The organism is Streptomyces sp. NPDC052016 (assembly GCF_044548445.1).
In the GTDB taxonomy this organism is placed as follows: domain Bacteria; phylum Actinomycetota; class Actinomycetes; order Streptomycetales; family Streptomycetaceae; genus Streptomyces.
The window spans coordinates 333,685-354,157 of the sequence record NZ_JBIUBX010000001.1 but is presented as its reverse complement, the minus strand read 5'-3'; the positions used below and the strand labels follow the sequence as shown (position 1 = coordinate 354,157).

Below are 20,473 nucleotides of genomic sequence, written 5' to 3'. Positions count from 1 at the left end.
CCGCCTCCGCTGGGAGGACCACGAGCAAGTGGCGACACGTCGGGGTCGACGCGCCCCAGGTGGAAACCTCAGGGCTGCTCCCGGAAAGGAACCCTGGGCATGCGCGACGCAGAACTCATCGCCTCTGCGCAAGCTCTGCGAGGAAGCTGCAGGCCGGACATCCGGAGCAACAGCTTCGTCGGAGCCCGCGAACGGGGGACGACCCTACCCGCTTCGCGGTCACCGTTCACCGTGCCCGTTGCCGGGCGGTGGACGGTCAGCTCGGCTGCGGGCGCCCGAAGAGCAGGTCGTAGCCCGGCGGGAGCTGGAGCAGGATGCGGTTCATCAGATCATCGCCCATGACATCGGCCGCGACGCTGAGCACGGCGCTGACATCCCAGGTCGCCGTCTTCTCGGTGGCGCCTTCGATCCAGGCCGCAGTCGCCCGGATGAACCGCTCGGGGGGCAGCGGTTCGTGCGCCTGGAGGGGATTGAGCAGGATCAGCGCCAGCGATTCAGGCAGCCGGGCGGCCAGCTCGGTGCGCGCCTCACCCACCAGATGCGCGCCCAGCAGGGCCAGGACGACCCTGGAGGCGCGTTCTGCCTCCTGCGGTGTGGGATATTCGCCGCGTTCCTGCACCGCTGCGATGAACGCGTCCCAATGCATGCGCATGACGCCCTCCCCTGACGGACGAACGGACGGCCGCTGCACAGACGAAGAGGGCGGGCGGAAGCCCGTGCCGTGCCGGGGCTCCCGCCCATCTCGTGCCGCGGTCTCAGCTGTTGATCTGCTTCCGCGTGTCGCCGCTGGCGACGGCGATCCTGCGGGGCTCGGCCTCTTCGGCGACCGGGATCCTCAGCCTCAGCACGCCGGCCTCGTAGGACGCCTCGATGCGGTCGGCGTCCAGGGTTTCGCCGAGGAAGAGCTGGGCTGAACGATCCGGTGGGTCGCTCCGCGAGCACGACCTCGCTGTTCTCACCGGCGCTCGGGCGGCGTTCCGCCTTCACTGTCAGCAGGTTGCGTTCGACGTCCAGGTCGATCGAGTCCGGAGACACGCCGGGGAGGTCGAGCTCGACGTAGAAGGTGTCGCCGTCGCGGAAAGCGTCCATCGGCATGGCCACCGGCCTCGCCGCGGTGCCGAACACGCGCTGGGTGAGCCGGTCGAGCTCGCGGAAGGGGTCGGTACGCATGAGCCATCATCGGTCACTCCTCCCTGAAGGCGGGATGGCCACGACGACAGTTCCTATATAACTCGCGTCATGTAACTTGACAAGCGAAGACTCAACTCTGCGGTGAGGCACCACGCGTGGCCGCTGACGTACGCACGACCTCCGTCGTGCCCGAGCCGACCGGGCCGATCCGCAGCACCGTGCCGGTGAGGTCGGTGAACGGCCTGGCCGTCACCGTTCCAGCCCCGCCGGCCGTGCCCGTCACCCGGTAGGCCGCCGGGTCGGCGTCGCCTATCTCGACCTCGAGCACCGCGCGGGCGTTCGGCGGCACCGCCACGCGGGTCGTGTGCGCGTCGGCGGAGCGCCGCACGGAGACGGACACCGGGCCCCGCAGGGACGGGACGGTCCCCTCGGCCTCGGACAGGGTGCCGGTCCTCGGGCGGATGAGGAACTCCGCGGCACCGGGCTTGCTGACCTGCACGCCCAGGACGTGCCGGGCGACGGCGTTCGCCGGCGCGGAGGCCCAGGCGTGGGAGAGGGTCATGTTGGACTTCAGCGCGGGATCCCAGGCCTCGGTGACGATGGTGGCCTTGAGCGCGTCCAGCATGTGCAGCCAGGAGTTGGTGGCCGTGGACGTGAGCAGCGCGAGCGCCGCGTCGGAGCGGCCGAGCCGGAACAGGGAGTCGAGCAGGAACTGCGCCCCGTAGACGCTCACCTTCATGCCGCCCGCCGCGAGGGTGTCGCCGAGCCTGGTCAGCACCTCGTCGGTCAGGCCGTCCGCGACACCCAGCGCCACCGGGAAGGCGGTCGCGTGCTGGGCGCTGTGCGTGGTGCCGACGCCGTCCACGAACCGCCCGGTCGAGGTGTCAAGCAGGGTGGCACGCATCGCCGAGGCCAGGGTGTCGGCGCGCTTGCCGAGCTGGGCGGCGTCGTCCGTCCTGCCCAGCGCGGCCGCGCACTTGGCGAGGGCGTCGAACGCCGCGTACTGGAAGGCGTTGACGACGGTGTTGATCTGGGTGAAGACGTATCCGTCGCGGCTGGCCGCCGGCCAGTCGACCAGGTCGCCGAGGTCCTGGCTGGTGGAGCCGGGTGCCTTGCGGACCAGGCCCTGGGAATCGAGGTAGGAGGTGAGGTTCTTGGCGGCGAGCAGGTCGTAGTCCGTGGCGAGTTGCCGGTCGTCACCGGTGGCGAGGTAGTCCTCCCACGCGGAGATCGCGCACATCAGCCGGTACTCGGTGGGCCAGGTGCCCTTGCGGACCAGGTAGTCGTTGGACCAGCGGGCGAGCGCGTAGGAGCGCTGGACGCCGTACTCCGACAGTTGGTTGATCAGCGCGTCGCCCTCGTACGGGCCGCGTTCGCGCGTCGGGGTGTCCGTGTAGAGATCGCCGCGCGTGGCCTCGATGGAGTAGCGGCACAGCTCCCACACCCGGTCGAGGGCCGGGTCGGAGCTGCGGAAGGAGGCGTGCGAGGCATCCCAGTCGAGCTTCCAGGCACGGCCGGTGACGACGGCCTTCGACAGGTCGACGGTGGTGCGCAGTTCGGCCCAGCGGAAGCCGCGGTAGCCCCAGTGCTCGAAGCGCTGGTCGCCGTCGCGCAGGGTCCACACCTCGCGGTAGGTGTTGGTGGCGCGCAGTTGGTACCGAACGGTGCCGTCGGCGTTCAGTTCCTCGCCGAGGCGGACCTCGACGGTGTCTCCCGCGCTGCCGGTGACCTCCAGGGACAGCCCGCCGACGATCTCCCGGCCGAGGTCCACCAGCCAGCGCCCCTCGGCGGCCTTGGTGACGGAGGCTGGGGTGACGGTGTGCAGCCGTACCGGCTCGATCGGGGCGGGGACCAGGTCGGTGATGGCGCTACGGACCGCCGCCGCGGCCCAGTCGCCGTCGTCGAATCCGGGCTCGGTCCAGCCGACGGGCTCACGGCGCAGGTCCCAGTACTCCTGCGGGACGGTGAAGTAGCCGCTGCCCGCGCTGCCCTTGGACGGCAGCAGCCCGGCCTGGCGACGCGCCCTCCAGTGGTCTCCCGAGACGACGGTGGACCGGCTGCCGTCGGCGTACGTGATCTCCAGCTGGGCCAGGAACTTCTGCTGCGAGGTGGTCCAGCACAGGGCGGCGAGCGCGTTGGCCGTCCCGTCGGAGCGCAGGGTGGAGGTGATGTCGAACGCCTGGTAGGCCGTCCCGGCGCCGGAGCGCACGGAGGCGTACCCGACCGGGCTGCCGTTGCTCCACACCTTGGCGACGTACTGGCGGGCCGGGCCCGGTGAGGTGGCGGCGACGTAGAGGACGGCGGCGGCCACCTCCTTGCCGGCCGCGGTGCCGTACTCGTGCCGGAGCAGCGCCCAGGTGTCGTCGGCGCCGTAGGAGGACAGCGAGGAGGCTCCGGTGGGGAAGGTGAGCGCACCGCCGGAGACGGTGCCCGCGGAGAAGGTGCCCTTGTCGGAGGCGAAGTCGTCGTCGAGCAGGACGGTGCCGTCGGCGGCGGTGAACGTGATCCGGTCGTAGACCTGGGATTCGGTGAGGCCGTTGCGCAGGCCGACGTTGCCGGAGGCGTAGCGGGTGTCGGTGGTGGTGTCGACGACGGTGCCGTTCACGGTGGTGGTGAAGGTGGAGCCGGTCATGGTGACGGCGATGTCCAGCCACTCCCCGGCGTTGACCGCGAACGGCAGTCCGACCTCGGCCAGAACGCTGTAGGCGCCGTTGACGCACACGTGCTTGCGCAGCACGCCGGGGCTGCCCGCGCGCAACTGCCACATGTAGTTGTTGGCGCTGTTCGCGGCGCGGAACCACACCCCCGCGGCAACAGTGGTGATCTTCAGCCGGGCGCTGAGGGTCCCGTCGGTCATGACCGGCCCGGCCGGCACCCAGATCGGCGCGGCCTCCCACTCGTCCTCCACCGAGGTCGCCAGCAGGACCGGCTCCGACCAGGCCGACCGCTGCTTGCCCCAGCTGCTGACCCGCCACCAGTAGGCGGTACGGGGCTGCAGCGCGGGTCCTTCGTACGGTACGGCGACGGAGTCGCCGGACTCCCGCCTCCCCGAGTCCCAGACCAGCTGCTCCTCGTCGAAACCGCCTGGTGTGGCGGCCAGTTGCAGCTGGTAGGCGCGCTGGACGGTACCCGCGCCGAAGTCGGGCACCTGCCAGCTGAACCGGGGACGCTGTCCCGTGCTCGTCACGAGCGCCTGAGGCAGGAGATCGGCCAGCATCCCGGTCGGCGCGAAGGGCTTTCCGGGCGTCGTGACCGCCGTTCCCGAAGCGGGCGCGGCGAGGGCCCGGGTACCCGACAGCACGACGGAGGCGGTCGCGGCACCGCCGAGCTGGAGAAGTCTTCGACGCGACAGGTCCCAGGACATGGTGCACCCTCGGTTCGTTGATGAAAGGTTTCAATCCGATTGCCCCGGAGGTTAGGGTTCCGCGCCGAGGATGGTCAATGGGTCGGAGGTGATTAGGGGGCTGGGAGGATGAAACGATTTAGACGGCGCGGGTGGACGGTCTCCGTGGTCCGCGTCCGCCGTGTCCCGCCCGATGCCGTGAGGGCGGTCCATGCCGTCACCGGCGTTCTCGGGCCGGCAAAGCCGGAAGGGACTCGGTCCGGACCGTGCGTGCTGGTCGGTCCGGCCGAGGCCGAGAAGCTGACGTCCCGGCGACGGGAGACGGGAGACGGCCCAGCCCGTGCCGCGTCTGCCGCGGTCCTGCTACGAATGAGCCACGACCTCGCCCGCCGTGACCTGGGGCGGGTTGGGCAGCAGAGCGGCGAGGCGGTCCCGTACGAAGTCCCCCGCCCTTCTGGTCGACTCCTCGGCGCCGGCCCGGTCCTGGAAGACACTCGTCGACACCATCACCCCTTCTCCGGCATCGACCCAGTAATAGGCCACGAAACCCTGGACCTGGCGGAGGAGCGGGACGAACCCCTCGTTCACCTGGCGTCCCGCCTCAGCGGGGTCGGTCACACCCTCGTACCGCCGAACCACTGCGTACATGGCTGATCTCCTCTTGGAATCGCGAGGCCGCTTTGCGGAGACGGCGTACCCGCCGCGGCACGTGCGGCGTCCGCGAGCCCGGCGCAGATCACCGGAACGGCCCCCGTCCGGGCTCCGAACGGCGGGACGCCCCCTGCCGCCACGCCCGACCAGCCGCGGCCCGCGCGGCCCAGGCACTGAACCGTGGTGGGCCCTGGGGTCATCGGTATGCCCCCCGTAGGAGGAGCACTTGTGGAGATCATCGCGTACGGAGTCCTCGCCGAGAGCAGCCACTGCTTCGGGAGGCCTTCGCCGGGGCGTTCGCCGACCGCCACGAACTGCGCTGCCTGGACCTGTTCCTGAACCGGGACACCGTTCCCATCGCCGCGGGCCACGACACTCGGTCCCCGAATTCGCCTGGGCGCTCGCCCTCGCCGTGGGCCGCCGGATCGTACGGGCCGCGCACCGCACCCGGGAGTTCGACTTCCGGCTCGACGGGCTCATGGGGCGCGACCTGCACGGCCGCACCGCCGGTGTGATGGGCACCGGCAAGGTCGGTGCGGCGTACGCCCGCATCGTCCACGGCTTCGGCATGCGCCTGTTCGGCTGGGACATCGCCGAGAACGCCGACTGCCTGGCCCAGGGCATGGAGTACGTCCCACGCGAGCGGCTGTTCGCCGAATCCGACTTGGTCAGCCTGCACGTACCGCTGCTGCCGGACACCCACCACCTCGTGGACGCCGAGGCCTGGCCCTGGCGAAGGACGACGCGGTCCTGGTCAACTCCAGCCGCGGCGGCCTGGTCGACACGGACGCCCTGCTGACCACCCTGCGCGCGGGGCGCCTGAGCGGGGTGGGCCTGGACGTGTACGAGGAGGAGGCCGGGGTCTTCTTCCTCGACAAGTCCCTGGAGGTGATGACCGACGAGCGCCTGGCCCGGCTGATGACCCTGCCCAACGTGCTGGTCACCTCGCACCAGGCGTACTTCACCCGGGACGCCGTGGGCCAGATCGCCGAGACCACCGTGCGCAACGTCGAGGACTGCTTCGCCGACCGCACGAGCGAGAACACGCTCGTCCATCCCGGTTCCGGGTGAGACAGGCGGGCGGCACCGGCGGCCGGTGTGCCGACGTTCGGGACGCGCTCCGCTCCGCGGGTCGAGCACCATCCATGCGACCCTGGGCCGGCCGCCCGGCGGTCACGACCGGTCCGCGGGCGAGGCCGCTGCACACTGGGCGGACGGGGCGGGACGGGACCCCAGTGACCTGCTGGAGGCTCCCTCATGAGCGCACGAAGATCGCCGAGCGCGTCCGGCCCGCCCCTGCCCGAACCCACGCGCACGCCGACGGGCCAACCCCCGGAGATGCACGTCCGGCGGCTTCTGATCGTTCATGTCGGCCCTTGCGTCCTCGCGGCGGCCAGGCATCCGGTCGTGGACTTCTCCCTGCGCCGCACCCGCCCGCGTCGGGGTTTCGGCGGACGCGCCATAGCTGGATTCCGCGTACAAGATGGTGGAGTACGACGGACGACCGGTGAGGAAGCTTTCGTCGGCGAAGGTGACGGCACCGGGCCGCAAGCAGGTGTTCCGCCGTACCGGCTGCACCGACGTGATCCGTCTCGCCGGTGAGCAGCCGGCAGATGACGGCGTTCCGTTGCCGGAGACGGTGATGCGCGGCGGACGGCGAACCGACAGCGGGCCCTCGCTCGACGAGTGCCGGCAGAGATGCGCCGCGGACCTGCGGGGGGCTGCCGCCGGCGGTGAGGAGGAAAGCGATGCCACATACCGTGGAATGGAAGGTGCGTCTCCACCTCTTCGAAGACGACGAGGGGACGACGAAGGCACGCGTGGTCCTGGACACCGGCACGACGGCGCTCACCGGGCACGGGTCCGCGCACTGCCATCCGGCGGACGCGAACGTGCCGGAGATCGGCGACGAGCTGGCGGCGGGGCGGGCCATGAACGACCTCGCCCAGCAGCTGCTGAACGCCGCCGAACACGACATCCAGGATGCGGGCGCGTCCCGGCCGCGCACCCGTCAGGCCGCAGGATGGCCCCTGTGATCCGGTCAGAAGCCCAGCGGTGAGGAGAGGCGGCGACCATGCGAGCTCACCTCGGCGACCACCTCGTCATCGAAAGCCCGACGACCGGCGCCACCAGGCGCGACGGCGAGATCGTCGGACTCCACCACGAGGACGGAACGCCTCCCTACGACGTGCGATGGTCGGACACGGACGACGTGACGCTCGTGTTCCCCGGGCCCGACGCCCACATCCTCCATGTCGAGCACCCACGGCCCGCGACCACCCACGGCTCTACCCGGCCGGCTACGGGTGAGACGCGGCCCGGGTCCTCGGCCGCCCCGCGGGCCGGGACACCCAACCCCGGCGACATCGGCCGGCGCGTGGCCGTCGAACGCCACAGGCAGGGGCTCAGCCGGGGTGAGACGGCCCGCCGCGCCCGCATGTCGCCCGACTACCTGGCGTACCTGGAGGAACAGACCGCCGACCCGAGCGTGGCGACTCTCATCAGGCTGGCCGACGCGCTCGGCACCAGCGTCGGTGCTCTGCGCGGCGGCGGCATGGACCTCCCGCCCGGTCAGGGCCACGCGCTGCTCCGTCCTCGGCTACGGGACCTCAGCCCGGAGGAATGCCGCATGCTGCTGTCCACGCACGGCCTGGGGCGCATCGCGGTGTCGACGTCCGACGGCCACCCGGCGGTCGTCCCGGTCAACTACGAGGTCGTCGATGACGCGATCGTCTTCCGGACCGCGCCCCACTCCGTCCCGGCGGCGGCCGTCGGACAGGAGGTCGCCTTCGAGGTCGACCACGTGGACGAGGCCCTGAGCCAGGGCTGGAGCGTGCTAGCCGTCGGACCCGCGAGCGTCGTCACGGAGCCCGAGGCCGTGCGCGAGCTCACCCGACGCGCGCACACCACGCCGTGGGCGGGTGGCGAGCGTGAGATGTGGGTGTCGATCTGGCCTGAGAGCCTCACGGGCCGCCGCATCACTCCGGCCGACGAGTAGGCGACCACGGGCCACCGCGGGTCACGCGGAGGGGCTCTTCCACTCCGCGGGTCCCCGGCCGATCCGTCGCGCCGAGTCCGCGGGCGGCGGCGCCGCGACGGAGTCCCGGGGCGGACGCACGGAAGGCCGCACCCACGCGGGTGCGGCCCTCCGCCATGACGGGATGTCCGGGTGCCTCACCGGTGGCGGGGCGAGGTCAGGTAGTGCTGCCTGAGGAGTTCCTTTCCGTAGTCGTTGCCGTTGGGCGTGCGGATGACGGAGTGGACGTGCTTCTGGGTGGGGGCGCCGCCCTGGGTGGCGTCGTAGGCACCGGCGAGGGGGCCCGGGGCCTGGCAGTCGACCTCGACCCAGACGACGGGGCTGTGGACGCGGACGTAGAAGGCGGAGTCGTCGGCGGTGCCGCCTGCCCAGGTGACGTAGGTGTCGTCGAGGTGCCGGCGGACCTCTTCCCTCCGCACCTTGGCCACGTCCGCCTTCGCCCGCTCGACGAACGCCTCGACGATGCCGAGGAGATCGCGCGCCGCTCCGCCCTGCACGTGGCCACCGCGTCCCGGCTCGTGGGTGAACTGGTGGCGAACGGCTTTCTCAGCCGGGACGACGACCGCAGGGTGCGGATCGGCGTCCGGCTCTGGAACTGGTGACCAGGGCCTCGCCGACGCTGTCGTTGCGCGACGCCGCGATGCCGTTCATGGAGGGCGTGCACGACGTGGTGGGTCACCATGTGCAGCTGGGCGTGCTCGACGGCGACGACGTCCTGTTCCTCGAACGCCTGTCGACCCCCGACGCGGTGATCAACTAACCCGCATCGCCGGACGGCTGCCCCTGCACGCGTCCTCCAGCGGCTTGGTGCGGGCGTGCGGCGTCTGCCATACCGACCTGCACTACCGCGAGGGCGGTGTCAACGACGAGTTCCCCTTCCTGCTCGGCCACGAGGCGGCCGGTGTGGTCGAACAGGTCGGACCCGGCGTGACGGACGTCGAACCCGGAGACTTCGTCATCCTGAATGGCGTGCGGTGTGCGGGAAGTGCCGTGCCTGCCGCCGTGGGCGCCGGCAGTACTGCTTCGACACCCACAACGCGAAGCAGAGGATGACCCTCGCCGACGGCATCGAACTGCCCCCCGCTCTCGGTATCGGCGCGACCCACACCGTCACCTCCCGTGACGCCGACCCGATCGAGGCGATCCGCGAACTGACCGGGGGCTTCGGCGCCGGCGTCGTCATCGAGGCGGTCGGCCGCCCGGAGACGTACCGGCAGGCGTTCTACGCACGTGACCTGGCCGGGACTGTTGTCCTCGTCGGCGTTCCCGCCCCGGAGATGCGGCTGGAACTGCCGCTGCTGGACGTCTTCGGTCGCGGCGGAGCGCTCAGGTCCTCCTGGTACGGCGACTACTGTCGTCCCGCCACTTCCCCATGCTTATCGACCTCTACCCCCAGGGCCGCCTCGACCTCGACACCTTCGTCACCGAGACGATCCCCCTCGACGGGGTCGAGGAGGCCTTCGCCCGCAGGGACAAGGGCGACGTCCTGCGCTCGGTGGTGCTCCTCCGATGATTGCCGCTCGCATCGAACGCGTCGTCACGCCCGGCAGCTTCAGCCTCGCCGCGTCCCCGCCTCGCCCCGATGCGCCCGCGGTCTGGCGTCGCCCTCACCGAAGCCATGAGGAACGACGTCTCATGCGTTGGCGTGGCGACGCCAGGCCATCCTCCGTGGAGCGGCATGGTGCACGGGCTCCACCGAACGGGCGGCCCGCTGACGCGACAGCCAGAGCGACGTCACGGACCACAGGGCGGCGAAGACCACCAGGAAGACCACCGATACCCACATCTGCCGGCCTCCAGGGTCATCCCATCCCGCCGACGCGGCGGACGCGGCCCACAAGACGCCGGCCCCAGCGTAGAAAGTCCGGATCCGGCGCAGCTGCCGCAGGGCTCGTACGGATTCAGTGTGATCAGTTCCCAGTGCCATGCCAACGCAGGTACCCCCGATCAGCGTCCTCCATCAGCCGTTGGCGGACCTCCTGGACGAGGTCCCTCAGCGGTTGCCTGAACCCACCGGTGGCTGTCGGTGCTCTGCCTTCCGGCCGGTGATGATCGAACTGCTCACTGGTGCCGGCACCCACGGCGTGACCTGCGTGAGAGGCTGCGCACGCGCGGTGGCGGCCCGAGAGAGCCGCCGGCCGCGGGGTGAGCAGGAGCATGGACATCCGGCAGTTGGAGTACTTCCTGGCCGTCGTCGACCGTGGCGGGTTCAACCGGGCCGCTTCGGCGCTGTATGTGTCGCAGCGGTCGTTGTCCCAGGCAGTCCGTGCGCTGGAGCGTGATCTGGGAACGGAGCTGCTCCATCGGATCGGGCGGCGGGCGGTGCTGACGGACGTGGGTCGAGCGTTGATCGAATCGGCCCGTGCAGCCGTACGGAGCCTGGAGGTCGCCCGGGCGAGCGTGGCGGCCGCGCATGAACTGCGCGAGGGAGGGCTGGACATCGCGGCGATGCCGTCCCAGGCCGTCGAACCTTTCACGACCCTGATCCGCTCTTTCGCCGAGCGGTATCCCGGCGTGGCGGTGGCGGTCAAGGCGGCCTTCACCGCCCGCGACGTCATCGACGCGGTGCGGACGGGGGCCGTGGAACTGGGCCTGCTGGCGTCTGCCCGCGCCGTACCGGACGCAGAGGTCCGCGCGCATGTGCTGGGCGAGCAGCGGTTCGTGCTGGTGTCCCCGCCCGGGGCCCCTTCGCCGGCCGCACGTCGTGGGGTGCGAGGAGCTGACGGGCCGACGGCTGATCGTGGGACAACCAGGGACGGGGATGCGGGTAGGGGGGCCGCGTCGAAGGCGCCCTCGCGGCCGGAGAGCGAGCGGCGCGGGCCGTCCTGGCTGCGCACGGCGTGCCGAACAGCCGCGGCATCACTGTCACCACCTCAGGCGGACAGGGAAGCGGGCGCCCTGCGCGGTCAGGTCCGGCCGTGCCATCCGGCCTGGCCCGCACCACAGTTGGGCGGACGTCGAGGCATCACATCGCAGGTACGTCACAGCCGGAAGGCCGCCGGGTGCGCCCTCCTCATGAGGCTCAGCGGCCTGCCGTGCAAAGGCCCGTCATGCCCGGGCCGCTGGACCGGAGTTGGTTCGCCGTGCCCACGCCCGCATTGCGTGCCGTCTCCCGCGGACGATGCCCGTGCAGTCGTCGTTCGGCTCGCGAGGTTTCGTCGCTCAACCGGCCCGTGCAAGCCCTCGCAGGGGTACTCCGGCCTCCCAGGGGTACGCGTGTGCGGCGCCCTCCTGGTGACGGGCGCCTGCGCACAGCACCCGTTGCACCCGTGGGAGATGACATGAAGTCCCGCCAGTCGGCTCTGGCACTGTCCCGGCGTTCTGCGCACGTGCTGGCCGGACGGTACCGCCTGGACGCGGTCATCGGCTCGGGTGGCGCCGGCGACGTCCACCGCGGCTTCGACCTACGTCTGAAACGGCCGGTGGCGGTCAAGCTCTTCCGCGTCGGAGCCGACATGGCCATGGAGGAACGCTTCCACAACGAGGCGGTGATCCTGGCGCGGCTGAAGCATCCCGGCATCGTCACTGTCTACGACGCCGGACGGCACAACGGCCGCGCCTTCCTGGTCATGCAGCTGATCGAGGGCCCCACGTTGAAGGACCGTATCTGCGCGGGTGCCCTGACGCCCGGTGAGACCGCTGCACTCGGTGCCGACCTCGCCCGGGCCCTGGCCCACGCGCACGAGGCGGGGATCGTGCACCGTGACGTCAAGCCGTCGAACATCATCCTGGACGCGTCCGGCCATCCCCACCTGACCGATTTCGGGATCTCCCGGCTGCTCGACGCCACCACCCGCACCTCTACCGGCGAGCTCATCGGCACCGCCGCCTACCTCTCCCCCGAGCAGGTGCTCGGTCAGTGGGTCGGCCCGCCCGCCGACGTCTACGCCCTCGGGCTGGTGCTCCTCGAATGCATCACGGGCCGGCTCGAATACGACGGTGGTCCCCTCGAGGCGGCGATCGCGCGGCTTCACCGCCGACCCGAACTGCCGGGCTCACTGCCGCACGAGCTCGCGGCCCTGCTGCGGGACATGACCGCCCCGGATGCGCCCGACCGCCCGTCGGCACACGACTGCGCCCGGACACTGACCGCCCTGACCGACACGAGCGACCCCGAGTCCGTCCCGTACCCGGCCGTCCCGTACCCGGCCGGCGTCACGAGCATGGTTCCCCGGAACGCACCGGCGCCGACCGGCCGCACGCACCCGCATCCGCCCTACGCGGCAGGCGCAGCCGCGCCGCAGGCCGCGCCGGCCCACGGACGCGTCCTGCTCGCCGGGGGAGCCGCCGCGCTCGCCGCTGTCGTGGCCGCCGCTCTCCCCGTCTTCGACGGCTTCTCGGATCAGGGAAACGGCGACAAAGCGACACGTGCCGCCAGCAGCCCCTCCACGCAGAACGACCCGCCAGCCGGCTCCGCCGACAGGAGCGAGAAGGATGCGGCGGATCCGACGTCCTCCGTCCGCGGTGACGAGACCCGACAGCTCCGTGACGCCGCTCCCGGTCGAAGCTCCAGCCCCGCCGCAGCCACCCCGAGCCGGGAGCCACTCACCGGCACAGCCACGTACACCACCCCAGTCGGACCGTCACAGGTCCCCGCAAGCAGCACGCCGGACAGCCGGAGTACGCAGACGGCCCACACGGACACGCCGGCCAACACCAAGGCGCAGACCCCCGATGAACGGTCGGACAAGCCCAGCAAGGCCGCGCAACCCGAGGAGTCCGAGGAGTCCGGGGAGTCGGGGGAGTCCGGGGAGTCCGGGGAGTCCGGGGAGAAGGGTCAGAAGAAGAAGGACAACAAGGAGTGACGAGCCCGTCCTGACACCCGCACAGGGCTCGTCGGCGGGCACGGCGCATCCCGACAGCGCGGAGGCCCCACCGACGGATCACGGTGGGCCGACTGTCAGGCCATGACCGCGCGGACCGGCCGGGCGGGACACACGGTCCCCGCCCTGCTGTGCTGCTCGACGCAGACGCGATGTCTCCCGCGTCCGAACGAGACCGCTACTTCAGGTAGGGACCGTCCGTTCCGATCTTTCCGGGGCCGTCGAGGACGTAGACGCGCAGGTTGCCCTTGCCCGGTGCCGCCACGCTCAGGGATCCGTTCGAGACGGTCTTCACGTCGCCGGTCACGGCGTCCCTGTAGGTGCCGTTGGGGATTTCCGAGTACGTCGCCGCGTCGGTCACGGTGACGAGCGCGAAGCTGTCGGTGCCGCCGCTGGTGTAGCGCCGCTTGAAGGCCATGCTGCCCGAGACGCCTTCCGTGGAGTACTGCCCCATCTGGAGGGCGGGGACCGCTCGGCGGATCTGGTTCAGCCGTTGCAGGTGCTTCACCAGGGGCTGGGCGAGCGTGGTCGCGACCTGGCCGTCGGCGGACGCCACCGTTCCGAAGTCGGACGCCGTGACCGAGCCCGCCAGGTGGTCGCCGTAGTAGGCGCGTCCCGTGGTGGCGAGCGGGCAGGTGGGGCCGCAGTCGATCCGCTGTCCCTTCTGGAACTCGATCTCCGAGCCGTAGTACAGCGTCGGGATGCCCCGGAAGGTCCACATCAGCGACATGTTCTCGGCCCAGGCGGCGGTGCCTCCGCTGTAGCGGGTGCTCGACTTGTTCGGGCCGTAGTCGTGGCTGTCGACGTAGACGACGTTGTAGGTGGCGTCGTTGACGCTGTCGTCGGAGTCCTTGCCGTTGTTGTAGGCGTTCTGCGCGTCACTGAAGTTCATGTGCATGCGCATGTCGATGATGTTCATCCCGGAGAACCTGCTGTGGTCCGGGGCGTGGTACGTGTTGCCGTTGAGGAAGGCGTTGGTGGACGTCGGCTGGTTGCCCGTGCCCAGGTCGTTCTCGTAGGTGTACTGCTCGAGCGCCGCCGTCTCGTCGTCGGCGCTGTATTCCCTGCGCTCCTTCCAGGTGTAGAACTGGGCAGAGTGGTTGACCGAGCCGCGGTTCCACTTGTCGTTGACGAAGGCCGCGACCTCGCCGAAGACGAAGAAGTTCCGTGCGGCCTCGGCGCCGAACTTCTGGGTGACGCGTTCCTGGATCGCGGGCAGGAAGCGGCGGTTCCAGGTGACCCGCGGGATGTGGACGGCCGTGTCGACTCGGAAGCCGTCGACGCCCATGTCGATGTACTTGTCGTACGCCCCGATCAGGTAGTTCTGCACCTGGGTGCTCTCGGTGTCGAGGTCGGCCAGGTCCTCGTGCAGCCAGCAGGAGCGGGAGTCCTCGCCCTCCCAGTTGCCGATCCAGCACTGGTGGTAGTAGGCCTTCGGGAACATGCCCGAAGTGGGGCTGGGCCACTGGCAGTTGTAGAGGGTGTAGCCCTCGGCGCTCTTTCCGCCGGTGGGCTTGCCCCAGTTGAGGCAGGTGTTCCCGGTGGGCTCGGCGGTCGACCACAGGTCGCCGTTGTAGTAGGACTTGCCGGACTTTGTTTCGACGGTGAGGCCGTCGTACTCGAAACCCTCGTTCCTCTCGTCGTAGTACCAGCTCCACTGGCTGTCCCGGACGCCGTACACGGTCGGGGTGAACAGGCCCTTGGCGCCCCAGCGGGAGCTGTGGTTGTAGACGACGTCCTGGTAGATCTTCATGCCCTTGGCGTGAGCCGCGTTGATCAGGTCCTGGTAGGAGGCGCCGGTCGACTCCAGGCGGGCGTCCACCGTGTAGAAGTCGTAGCCGTGGTAGCCGTGGTAGTCGTAGTCCGATCGGTTGAGGACGACCGGCGTGATCCACACCGCCGAGAAGCCGAGCGCCTTGATGTAGTCGAGGCGCTCGACCAATCCCTTGAAGTCGCCGCGGAACATGGGGTCGTTGTTCGCCGCGTTGCCGGACTTGGTGTGCTGGCTGCCGCCGCGGTTGTTCGACGTGTCGCCGTCGTGGAAGCGGGCGGTCATGACGAAGTAGATGGGGTCCTTGCGCGGGTCGGTGCCCAGCGGGGTGCCGGCGGCGGGGGTGGCCGGCTTCTTACCGGTGGTCGCCGTGGCCGCGGCGGAGGCGGCGGAGGTGTTGCCGGCCGCGTCGACGGCCTTGACCGTGTAGCTGTAGGTGGTGTGCTCCTCCAGGCCGGTGTCGGAGTGGACGGTGGAGGCGACGTCGATGACCGTGGTGCCCTTGGTGCCGCCGGTGCGGGTGAGCTGGTACTTGGTCACGCCGGTGTCGTCGGTGGCGGCGTCCCAGGACACGACCACGGAGGTGTTGGTCGCGCTCGCCCGGACGGCGGCCGGGGTGCTGGGCGCCTCGGTGTCGGGTTCCTCGGCGGCGCACGGGTCCTTGGCGTCGGCGGTGACGGTGTTGTCCTGCACCGTGCTCGTGCCGGACGCGATGGTGTAGTCGGAGCCGTTGTTGTTGTCCCAGACCCCGTTTCCGTTGTTGAAGGCGGCCTTCAGCGAGGTGGCGGAGCCGATGTGGACCGTCTTCTTCCACCATCCGGTGCAGGCGGCCTCCATGCCCACGCCGGGCACGGTGGTCCAGGTTCCCCCGGCGGGCTGGTAGTGCAGGTTGGCGGTGGTCCAGCCGAGGGTCTGGGTGGAGTAGTAGACGGTCGCCTCGTTGCCGGTCCCCGCACCGGAGTCGGCGCACGGGTCGCTGTGCGCCACCACGCCGTCCTTGACGGTGATGTTCCCGGTGCCCAGGGCGTAGTTCCGACCGCCGTTGTTGTCCCAGACTCCGTTTCCGTTGGTGAAGGTGGCCTGGAGCCCGGTGGCGGAGCCCAGGTCGACGGTCAGCTTCACCCAGTCCGTGCACGCGGTCTGCATCTGCGTGCCGGGCACGGTGGTCCAGGATCCGCCGTCGGGGGCGTAGTGGAGGTGGTGGTCCGACCAGTTCTTGGTCTTCGTGTAGTAGAAGACGGTGGCCGAGGTGGCGGTGGCGGACGCCGCATCGGCGGCGGCCGCGGGTGGCGTGGGGATGGTCATCGGCAGGACGAGTGTCGCTGCGGCGAGGGCTCCGGCCGCCCAGGGGTGGGCGAGAGAGCGGCGGCGTCTCATGCGCGGCTCCAGGATGCGGTGGGGAGGGTGCCGTGGGGTGTGGGCGCCGTCGGAGACCTCGACCCGCCTCAAGGACTTCAGCGCCCGGGCCTGTACTGCATGGCCTTTCTGAAATTTTTAGCAACTCCTTGCAGGCGTCGGGAGATTACCCGTACATGTCAGTGGCGTAAAGGGTGCGCGCACGGTGAGCCGACGGTATTCCGGCCGCGGCGGGGTAAAGGGACGTCGATCAACCCCCGTCGAGAAGGAGCCGAGGATGACCGACGACGCCTATCTGTTCCTGCTGGACGACCCTTCCGTTCCGCTCGGCGTGGCCCCCGCCGCCGTCGGTGATCTCGCGTGCATGGAGACTCCCGCGGTCCGCGCGTGGCTGGATGCCCACGGAAGCGATCCGGCGTCCCCGCACCTGCGCCTGCTGCCGCCGGAGGAGACGGCGGCCGTGCCCGAGGGAGCGGAACGGCTGCCCGTCCCGCTGAGCGACGAGGAACTGAGCCGGGTCCGCCACGGGATGGCGCCGGAGCCGCTCGCCCGGATCGAGGAGGAGCTGCTCGCCTACCGCGACTGCGCGGACGGCCGCGACGGCCTGATCGGACGCGCGCTGGCCGCCGGCGTGCCCCCGCACCGCATCGCCGAACTGACCGGGGTGGATCCCGCGACGGTGACGGCTGCGGCGGGCGGCTGACGACGCGGCGCGTCCTCAGCCGCCGTCGGGCCTCACCTGCCTGGTCCGGGGTCCGGCTGGACGGCTGTGTCCATGCCGGCGCGGGCCGCTTCCAGCTGGGCGGCGAACGCGATGCCGAGGAAGAGCGCGACGGCGGTGAGGTTGGCCCACAGGAGCAAGGCGATGAAGGCGGTGAGCGGCCCGTACACGGCGCCGAAGGCACCGCTCTCCTCGACGTACAGCGCGAGCAGCCATGTGGCCGACACCCACAGCAGGAGGTGCACGGCCGAACCGAAGGCCAGCCAGGTGTAGCCGGGCTGGACGCGGCGGGGCGACCAGCGGAAGATCACGGCGGAGGCCACCCAGGCCAGCGCGAGCCCGAGGGGAATGTCGAGCACACCCCACCACTGCGGTCCGCTGCCCTCCCGACCGGCGGAGTGCGCCACCGCATCGCCCACGGCCTCACCGGCCACGAGGACGACGAACCCCAGCACCAGGGGCAGACCGGCGGCGAGCGCGAGAACGATCGCCCGCGCGTACTTCCGTGGGAAGGGACGGTCGCGCTCGATGCCGTAGATCCGGTTGGCGCCGCGCTCGATCTGGCCCATGGCCGAGGCGAGGTTCAACAGGGCGAAGCCCAGGCCGAGCCACAGGGCGAGCGTGCTCCAGACATCGCCGTCAGCGGTACGCCGTGTCCCTTCGAAGGCGTCCTCGACGACCTCCGCGCTGGCACCCGGCACGATCCGGCCGAGCGTCAGCTCGATGATCCGGCCCACGCCCTCCGTGTGCACCGACGTGGCCAGCCCGACGAGCGCCACGGTGCACGGAACCAGCCCGAGCACCACCTGGAAGGCGAGGGCACGCGCGTTGCTGAAGCCGTCCGCGTAACGGAACCGTGCGAAGGAGTCGGTCAGCAGCCGCAGCCCCCCGTAGTGGCGCAGGGCGGTGAACGCCTCGTCTCCGGAGAGCTCTTCCCCGATCATGTCCCGGGTCTGTGGCACGTGGACGGCGGTTCCCATGGCGTGGACCTCCTTCGCTTACGGCTGCTCCCTGTCCGGTTGCCCCGGGAGCCGCACCGTCCGACCTCCTGCTTCGGACACGGCCCACGGGTCCTTCCCCGTACGCACCGACCGGCGATCTCGGCATGGTCCGCGGACACCGCATCCCAGCGCCGACGTGCACGGTCAGCCACCGCGGACACGCCCCCTCCCCTCCGTCTGTCCCCCGGCGGGCCGGGTCGCCACACCGGCACGGTGCTACCTCCAGCCGGTCGATGAGCCAGCCGACCGGCAGACAGCCTGTTCCGTACCCTTACGGCATGCGCATGCGCCCCACCCTGAGCTGGACCCCCAGTGAGGACCTGCCGCCGGGCACCACGGATCTGGAGCCGATCACCGAAGCGCTGAGCACCGGCGGTGTGCTGGTGCTCAGCGGGGCGGGCATCTCCACGGAGTCGGGCATCCCCGACTACCGGGGCGAGGGCGGGAGCCTGAGCCGGCACACCCCGATGACCTATCAGGACTTCACCGGCAGCGCCCAGGCCCGGCGCCGGTACTGGGCGCGCAGCCACCTCGGCTGGCGCACCTTCGGCCGTGCCCGCCCCAACGCCGGGCACCGGGCCGTGGCCGCGTTCGGGCGGCACGGCCTGCTCTCGGGTGTGATCACCCAGAACGTCGACGGTCTGCACCAGGCCGCGGGCAGCGAAGGCGTCGTGGAACTCCACGGAAGCCTGAACCAGGTCGTCTGCCTTTCCTGCGGCACCTTCAGCCCGCGCCACGAACTCGCCCGCCGGCTGGAGGAGACCAATGTGGGCTTCGAGCCGGTCGCCGCGGGAATCAACCCGGACGGTGACGCCGACCTGACCGACGAACAGGTCGCGGACTTCCGCGTGGTGCCCTGCGCGGTCTGCGGCGGCATCCTCAAACCGGACGTGGTGTTCTTCGGCGAGAACGTTCCGCCGCGGCGGGTCGAGCACTGCCGCACGCTGGTCCGTGAGGCGACCTCGCTGCTGGTCCTGGGCTCCTCGCTGACGGTGATGTCCGGACTCCGGTTCGTCCGCCAGGCGGCCCAGGCCGGGAAGCCGGTGCTGATCGTCAACCGGGACCCGACCCGTGGCGACCGGCACGCCCTCACCCGGGTCGCGCTCCCGCTGGGGACAGCCCTCACCACCGTGGCCGACCGGCTGGACATCCCCCTCGACGGTCGCGCGTCGACGGGGTGAAACGGTCACCGTGGCAGGGCCTCACCAGGGTTCGGCACACACCGGCCCCTCATGTCGATGGGAAACCGGAGGGGATGTCAGGCAGCAAGGGGCGCGTGCAGCGGACATCACACACCTCGGCCCTGTCCGCTTCCGATGCCGGGAGTGAGGCCGTGACTGCCGGGCATCCGCTGATTCGGGCTCGTCCTACGGCCCGTAACGATCTGTCTCTTGGTCCAACGGGAGAATCGGCGTGACCCTCGACGGCATACCGGCGCAGACTGCCTGTCACACGACACCTGACGCACACACCCGCAAGCAGCGCCTGCGTCGCCGCCTGGAGCGGCTGATCGGCGTGGCCGCCACCGAAGGCAATCAGCTCGTGCCCTTGCGCAACGGCGACGAGATCTTCCCCGCCATGCTCGGCGCGATCCGCTCGGCCCGGCACACGATCGACATGATGACCTTCGTGTACTGGCGCGGTCAGATCGCCCGCGACTTCGCCGCCGCCCTCGCCGATCGCGCCCGCGCGGGTGTGCGGGTGCGGCTGCTGCTCGACGGCTTCGGCGCCAAGGAGATCGAGCAACGCCTGCTGGACCTCATGGAGACGGCGGGTGTTCAGGTCGCCTGGTTCCGCAAGCCCGTCTGGCTGTCGCCGTTCAAACAGAACCACCGCTGCCACCGCAAGGCCCTCATCGTCGACGAGGACACCGCGTTCACCGGCGGTGTCGGGATCGCGGAGGAATGGTGCGGCGACGCCCGCGGTCCGGGCGAGTGGCGCGACACGCACGTCCAGGTGCGCGGTCCGGCGGTGGACGGCATCGCGGCGGCGTTCGCGCAGAACTGGGCCGAGTGCCACGACGAACTGTACGACGACCGCGACCGCTTCACCGAGCACCGTCAGGTCGGCTCGGCGGTCGTCCAGGTGGTGCGCGGCTCCGCCAGCATCGGCTGGCAGGACATGCAGACCCTGATCCGGGTCATGCTGACCTCTGCCGAGGAACGGTTCCGCCTCGCCACCGCCTACTTCGCCCCCGACACCTACTTCGTCGACCTGCTGTGCCGGACCGCCCGCCGGGGCGTGCGCGTGGAGATCCTGCTCCCCGGTCCCCATACCGACCAGCGCGCCTGCCAGCTGGCCGGCCAGCACCACTACACGCGTCTGCTGGAGGCGGGCGTGCGGATCCGGCAGTACCAGCCGACGATGATGCACGCCAAGATCATCACGGTGGACTCGGTCGCCGCCCTCATCGGATCCACCAACTTCAACCGCCGCTCCATGGACCACGACGAAGAGGTCATGCTCGCTGTCCTGGACGAGACGTTCACGGCGGCACTCGACCGCGACTACGAGGCGGACCTCGAGGACAGCGTCGACATCGAGCTCTCCCGATGGAGACGGCGAGCCGTGCTCCAGCGCGCCAAGGAGGCCGCCGTCACCCCGATCAGACGCTTCCTGTAGCGCGACCGCCCACGACC

At 70.7% G+C, this 20,473-nt stretch carries 16 protein-coding genes and 3 pseudogenes; 11 read left to right on the top strand and 8 right to left on the bottom strand.

The annotated features are described in order from the left end of the window. Positions 1-256 precede the first annotated feature (256 nt). The 4 genes and pseudogenes from ACIHAR_RS01610 to ACIHAR_RS01595 all read right to left on the bottom strand — a co-directional run bounded on the left by ACIHAR_RS01610 (position 257) and on the right by ACIHAR_RS01595 (position 5,122). A complete protein-coding gene (locus tag ACIHAR_RS01610; protein WP_365469192.1) occupies positions 257-652 on the bottom strand; it encodes a DUF2267 domain-containing protein in 396 nt (131 codons plus the stop codon). A gap of 103 nt (positions 653-755) precedes the next feature. Then, positions 756-1,170 (bottom strand): annotated as a pseudogene (locus tag ACIHAR_RS01605) (Hsp20/alpha crystallin family protein). Between the two features lie 91 nt (positions 1,171-1,261). Then, positions 1,262-4,495 carry a family 78 glycoside hydrolase catalytic domain gene (locus ACIHAR_RS01600; protein ID WP_400015848.1) on the bottom strand — a complete coding sequence of 1,078 codons (3,234 nt, stop codon included), beginning with the start codon at positions 4,493-4,495 and terminating at the stop codon, positions 1,262-1,264. 342 nt (positions 4,496-4,837) lie between these two features. Then, positions 4,838-5,122 (bottom strand): hypothetical protein, encoded by a 285-nt coding sequence (locus ACIHAR_RS01595; protein ID WP_365469186.1) that lies wholly within the window; start codon positions 5,120-5,122, stop codon positions 4,838-4,840. 231 nt (positions 5,123-5,353) lie between these two features. Here ACIHAR_RS01595 and ACIHAR_RS01590 point away from each other — a divergent pair. The 3 genes and pseudogenes from ACIHAR_RS01590 to ACIHAR_RS01580 all read left to right on the top strand — a co-directional run bounded on the left by ACIHAR_RS01590 (position 5,354) and on the right by ACIHAR_RS01580 (position 8,123). Continuing rightward, a pseudogene (locus tag ACIHAR_RS01590) lies at positions 5,354-6,196 on the top strand (NAD(P)-dependent oxidoreductase). A 677-nt stretch (positions 6,197-6,873) separates the two neighbouring features. Then, positions 6,874-7,161: a DUF1876 domain-containing protein gene (locus ACIHAR_RS01585; RefSeq protein ID WP_365469184.1), complete on the top strand. Its 288-nt coding sequence runs from the start codon at positions 6,874-6,876 to the stop codon at positions 7,159-7,161. 38 nt (positions 7,162-7,199) lie between these two features. Next, a complete protein-coding gene (locus tag ACIHAR_RS01580; protein ID WP_400015845.1) occupies positions 7,200-8,123 on the top strand; it encodes a DUF1918 domain-containing protein in 924 nt (307 codons plus the stop codon). Between the two features lie 176 nt (positions 8,124-8,299). Here the strand turns inward: ACIHAR_RS01580 and ACIHAR_RS01575 are convergent, their stop codons facing one another. Further along, positions 8,300-8,659, bottom strand: a complete 360-nt coding sequence (locus ACIHAR_RS01575) for a DUF3500 domain-containing protein (RefSeq protein WP_400015843.1) — start codon at positions 8,657-8,659, stop codon at positions 8,300-8,302. On the opposite strand from ACIHAR_RS01575, the gene ACIHAR_RS01570 reads away from it, so the two are divergent. The 3 genes and pseudogenes from ACIHAR_RS01570 to ACIHAR_RS01560 form a co-directional block, all read left to right on the top strand. Further along, on the top strand, positions 8,660-8,764 hold the full coding sequence (locus tag ACIHAR_RS01570) for a hypothetical protein (RefSeq protein WP_400015841.1): 105 nt from the start codon (positions 8,660-8,662) through the stop codon (positions 8,762-8,764). After that, entirely contained in the window at positions 8,761-8,922 is a 162-nt protein-coding gene (locus ACIHAR_RS01565) for a hypothetical protein (RefSeq protein ID WP_365469172.1), read from the top strand. Before ACIHAR_RS01570 ends, ACIHAR_RS01565 begins: the two co-directional genes overlap by 4 nt. A 47-nt stretch (positions 8,923-8,969) precedes the next feature. Further along, positions 8,970-9,675, top strand: a pseudogene (locus ACIHAR_RS01560) (alcohol dehydrogenase catalytic domain-containing protein); the annotation flags it as partial. Positions 9,676-9,795: 120 nt separating this feature from the next. On the opposite strand, the gene ACIHAR_RS01555 reads toward ACIHAR_RS01560, so the two are convergent. After that, positions 9,796-9,948 (bottom strand): hypothetical protein, encoded by a 153-nt coding sequence (locus ACIHAR_RS01555; RefSeq protein WP_400015839.1) that lies wholly within the window; start codon positions 9,946-9,948, stop codon positions 9,796-9,798. Between the two features lie 371 nt (positions 9,949-10,319). Between ACIHAR_RS01555 and ACIHAR_RS01550 the strand changes: the two genes are divergently transcribed. Beyond that, positions 10,320-11,447, top strand: a complete 1,128-nt coding sequence (locus ACIHAR_RS01550) for a LysR family transcriptional regulator (protein WP_400015837.1) — start codon at positions 10,320-10,322, stop codon at positions 11,445-11,447. Then, entirely contained in the window at positions 11,444-12,967 is a 1,524-nt protein-coding gene (locus ACIHAR_RS01545; protein WP_400015835.1) for a protein kinase, read from the top strand. The genes ACIHAR_RS01550 and ACIHAR_RS01545 overlap by 4 nt, the downstream gene beginning before the upstream one ends. A gap of 196 nt (positions 12,968-13,163) precedes the next feature. Here the strand turns inward: ACIHAR_RS01545 and ACIHAR_RS01540 are convergent, their stop codons facing one another. Beyond that, complete coding sequence (locus ACIHAR_RS01540; RefSeq protein ID WP_400016326.1) at positions 13,164-16,061, bottom strand: carbohydrate binding domain-containing protein; 2,898 nt, start codon at positions 16,059-16,061, stop codon at positions 13,164-13,166. 328 nt (positions 16,062-16,389) lie between these two features. On the opposite strand from ACIHAR_RS01540, the gene ACIHAR_RS01535 reads away from it, so the two are divergent. Next, positions 16,390-16,815 (top strand): DUF6003 family protein, encoded by a 426-nt coding sequence (locus ACIHAR_RS01535; RefSeq protein WP_365469166.1) that lies wholly within the window; start codon positions 16,390-16,392, stop codon positions 16,813-16,815. 32 nt (positions 16,816-16,847) lie between these two features. Here ACIHAR_RS01535 and ACIHAR_RS01530 read toward each other — a convergent pair whose 3' ends face one another. Beyond that, complete coding sequence (locus ACIHAR_RS01530; protein ID WP_365469163.1) at positions 16,848-17,813, bottom strand: YihY/virulence factor BrkB family protein; 966 nt, start codon at positions 17,811-17,813, stop codon at positions 16,848-16,850. A gap of 299 nt (positions 17,814-18,112) precedes the next feature. Between ACIHAR_RS01530 and ACIHAR_RS01525 the strand changes: the two genes are divergently transcribed. Continuing rightward, positions 18,113-19,015: an NAD-dependent protein deacetylase gene (locus ACIHAR_RS01525; RefSeq protein WP_400015832.1), complete on the top strand. Its 903-nt coding sequence runs from the start codon at positions 18,113-18,115 to the stop codon at positions 19,013-19,015. Between the two features lie 232 nt (positions 19,016-19,247). Next, positions 19,248-20,456 carry a phosphatidylserine/phosphatidylglycerophosphate/cardiolipin synthase family protein gene (locus ACIHAR_RS01520; protein WP_400015830.1) on the top strand — a complete coding sequence of 403 codons (1,209 nt, stop codon included), beginning with the start codon at positions 19,248-19,250 and terminating at the stop codon, positions 20,454-20,456. Positions 20,457-20,473: the final 17 nt, after the last annotated feature.

Bases quoted from the DNA above. Each gene is read 5' to 3' on its own strand.
- ACIHAR_RS01610 (WP_365469192.1), bottom strand. From the start codon at position 652: ATGCGCATGCATTGGGACGCGTTCATCGCAGCGGTGCAGGAACGCGGC.
- ACIHAR_RS01600 (WP_400015848.1), bottom strand. From the start codon at position 4,495: ATGTCCTGGGACCTGTCGCGTCGAAGACTTCTCCAGCTCGGCGGTGCC.
- ACIHAR_RS01595 (WP_365469186.1), bottom strand. From the start codon at position 5,122: ATGTACGCAGTGGTTCGGCGGTACGAGGGTGTGACCGACCCCGCTGAG.
- ACIHAR_RS01585 (WP_365469184.1), top strand. From the start codon at position 6,874: ATGCCACATACCGTGGAATGGAAGGTGCGTCTCCACCTCTTCGAAGAC.
- ACIHAR_RS01580 (WP_400015845.1), top strand. From the start codon at position 7,200: ATGCGAGCTCACCTCGGCGACCACCTCGTCATCGAAAGCCCGACGACC.
- ACIHAR_RS01555 (WP_400015839.1), bottom strand. From the start codon at position 9,948: ATGTGGGTATCGGTGGTCTTCCTGGTGGTCTTCGCCGCCCTGTGGTCC.
- ACIHAR_RS01550 (WP_400015837.1), top strand. From the start codon at position 10,320: ATGGACATCCGGCAGTTGGAGTACTTCCTGGCCGTCGTCGACCGTGGC.
- ACIHAR_RS01545 (WP_400015835.1), top strand. From the start codon at position 11,444: ATGAAGTCCCGCCAGTCGGCTCTGGCACTGTCCCGGCGTTCTGCGCAC.
- ACIHAR_RS01540 (WP_400016326.1), bottom strand. From the start codon at position 16,061: ATGACCATCCCCACGCCACCCGCGGCCGCCGCCGATGCGGCGTCCGCC.
- ACIHAR_RS01535 (WP_365469166.1), top strand. From the start codon at position 16,390: ATGACCGACGACGCCTATCTGTTCCTGCTGGACGACCCTTCCGTTCCG.
- ACIHAR_RS01530 (WP_365469163.1), bottom strand. From the start codon at position 17,813: ATGGGAACCGCCGTCCACGTGCCACAGACCCGGGACATGATCGGGGAA.
- ACIHAR_RS01525 (WP_400015832.1), top strand. From the start codon at position 18,113: ATGCGCATGCGCCCCACCCTGAGCTGGACCCCCAGTGAGGACCTGCCG.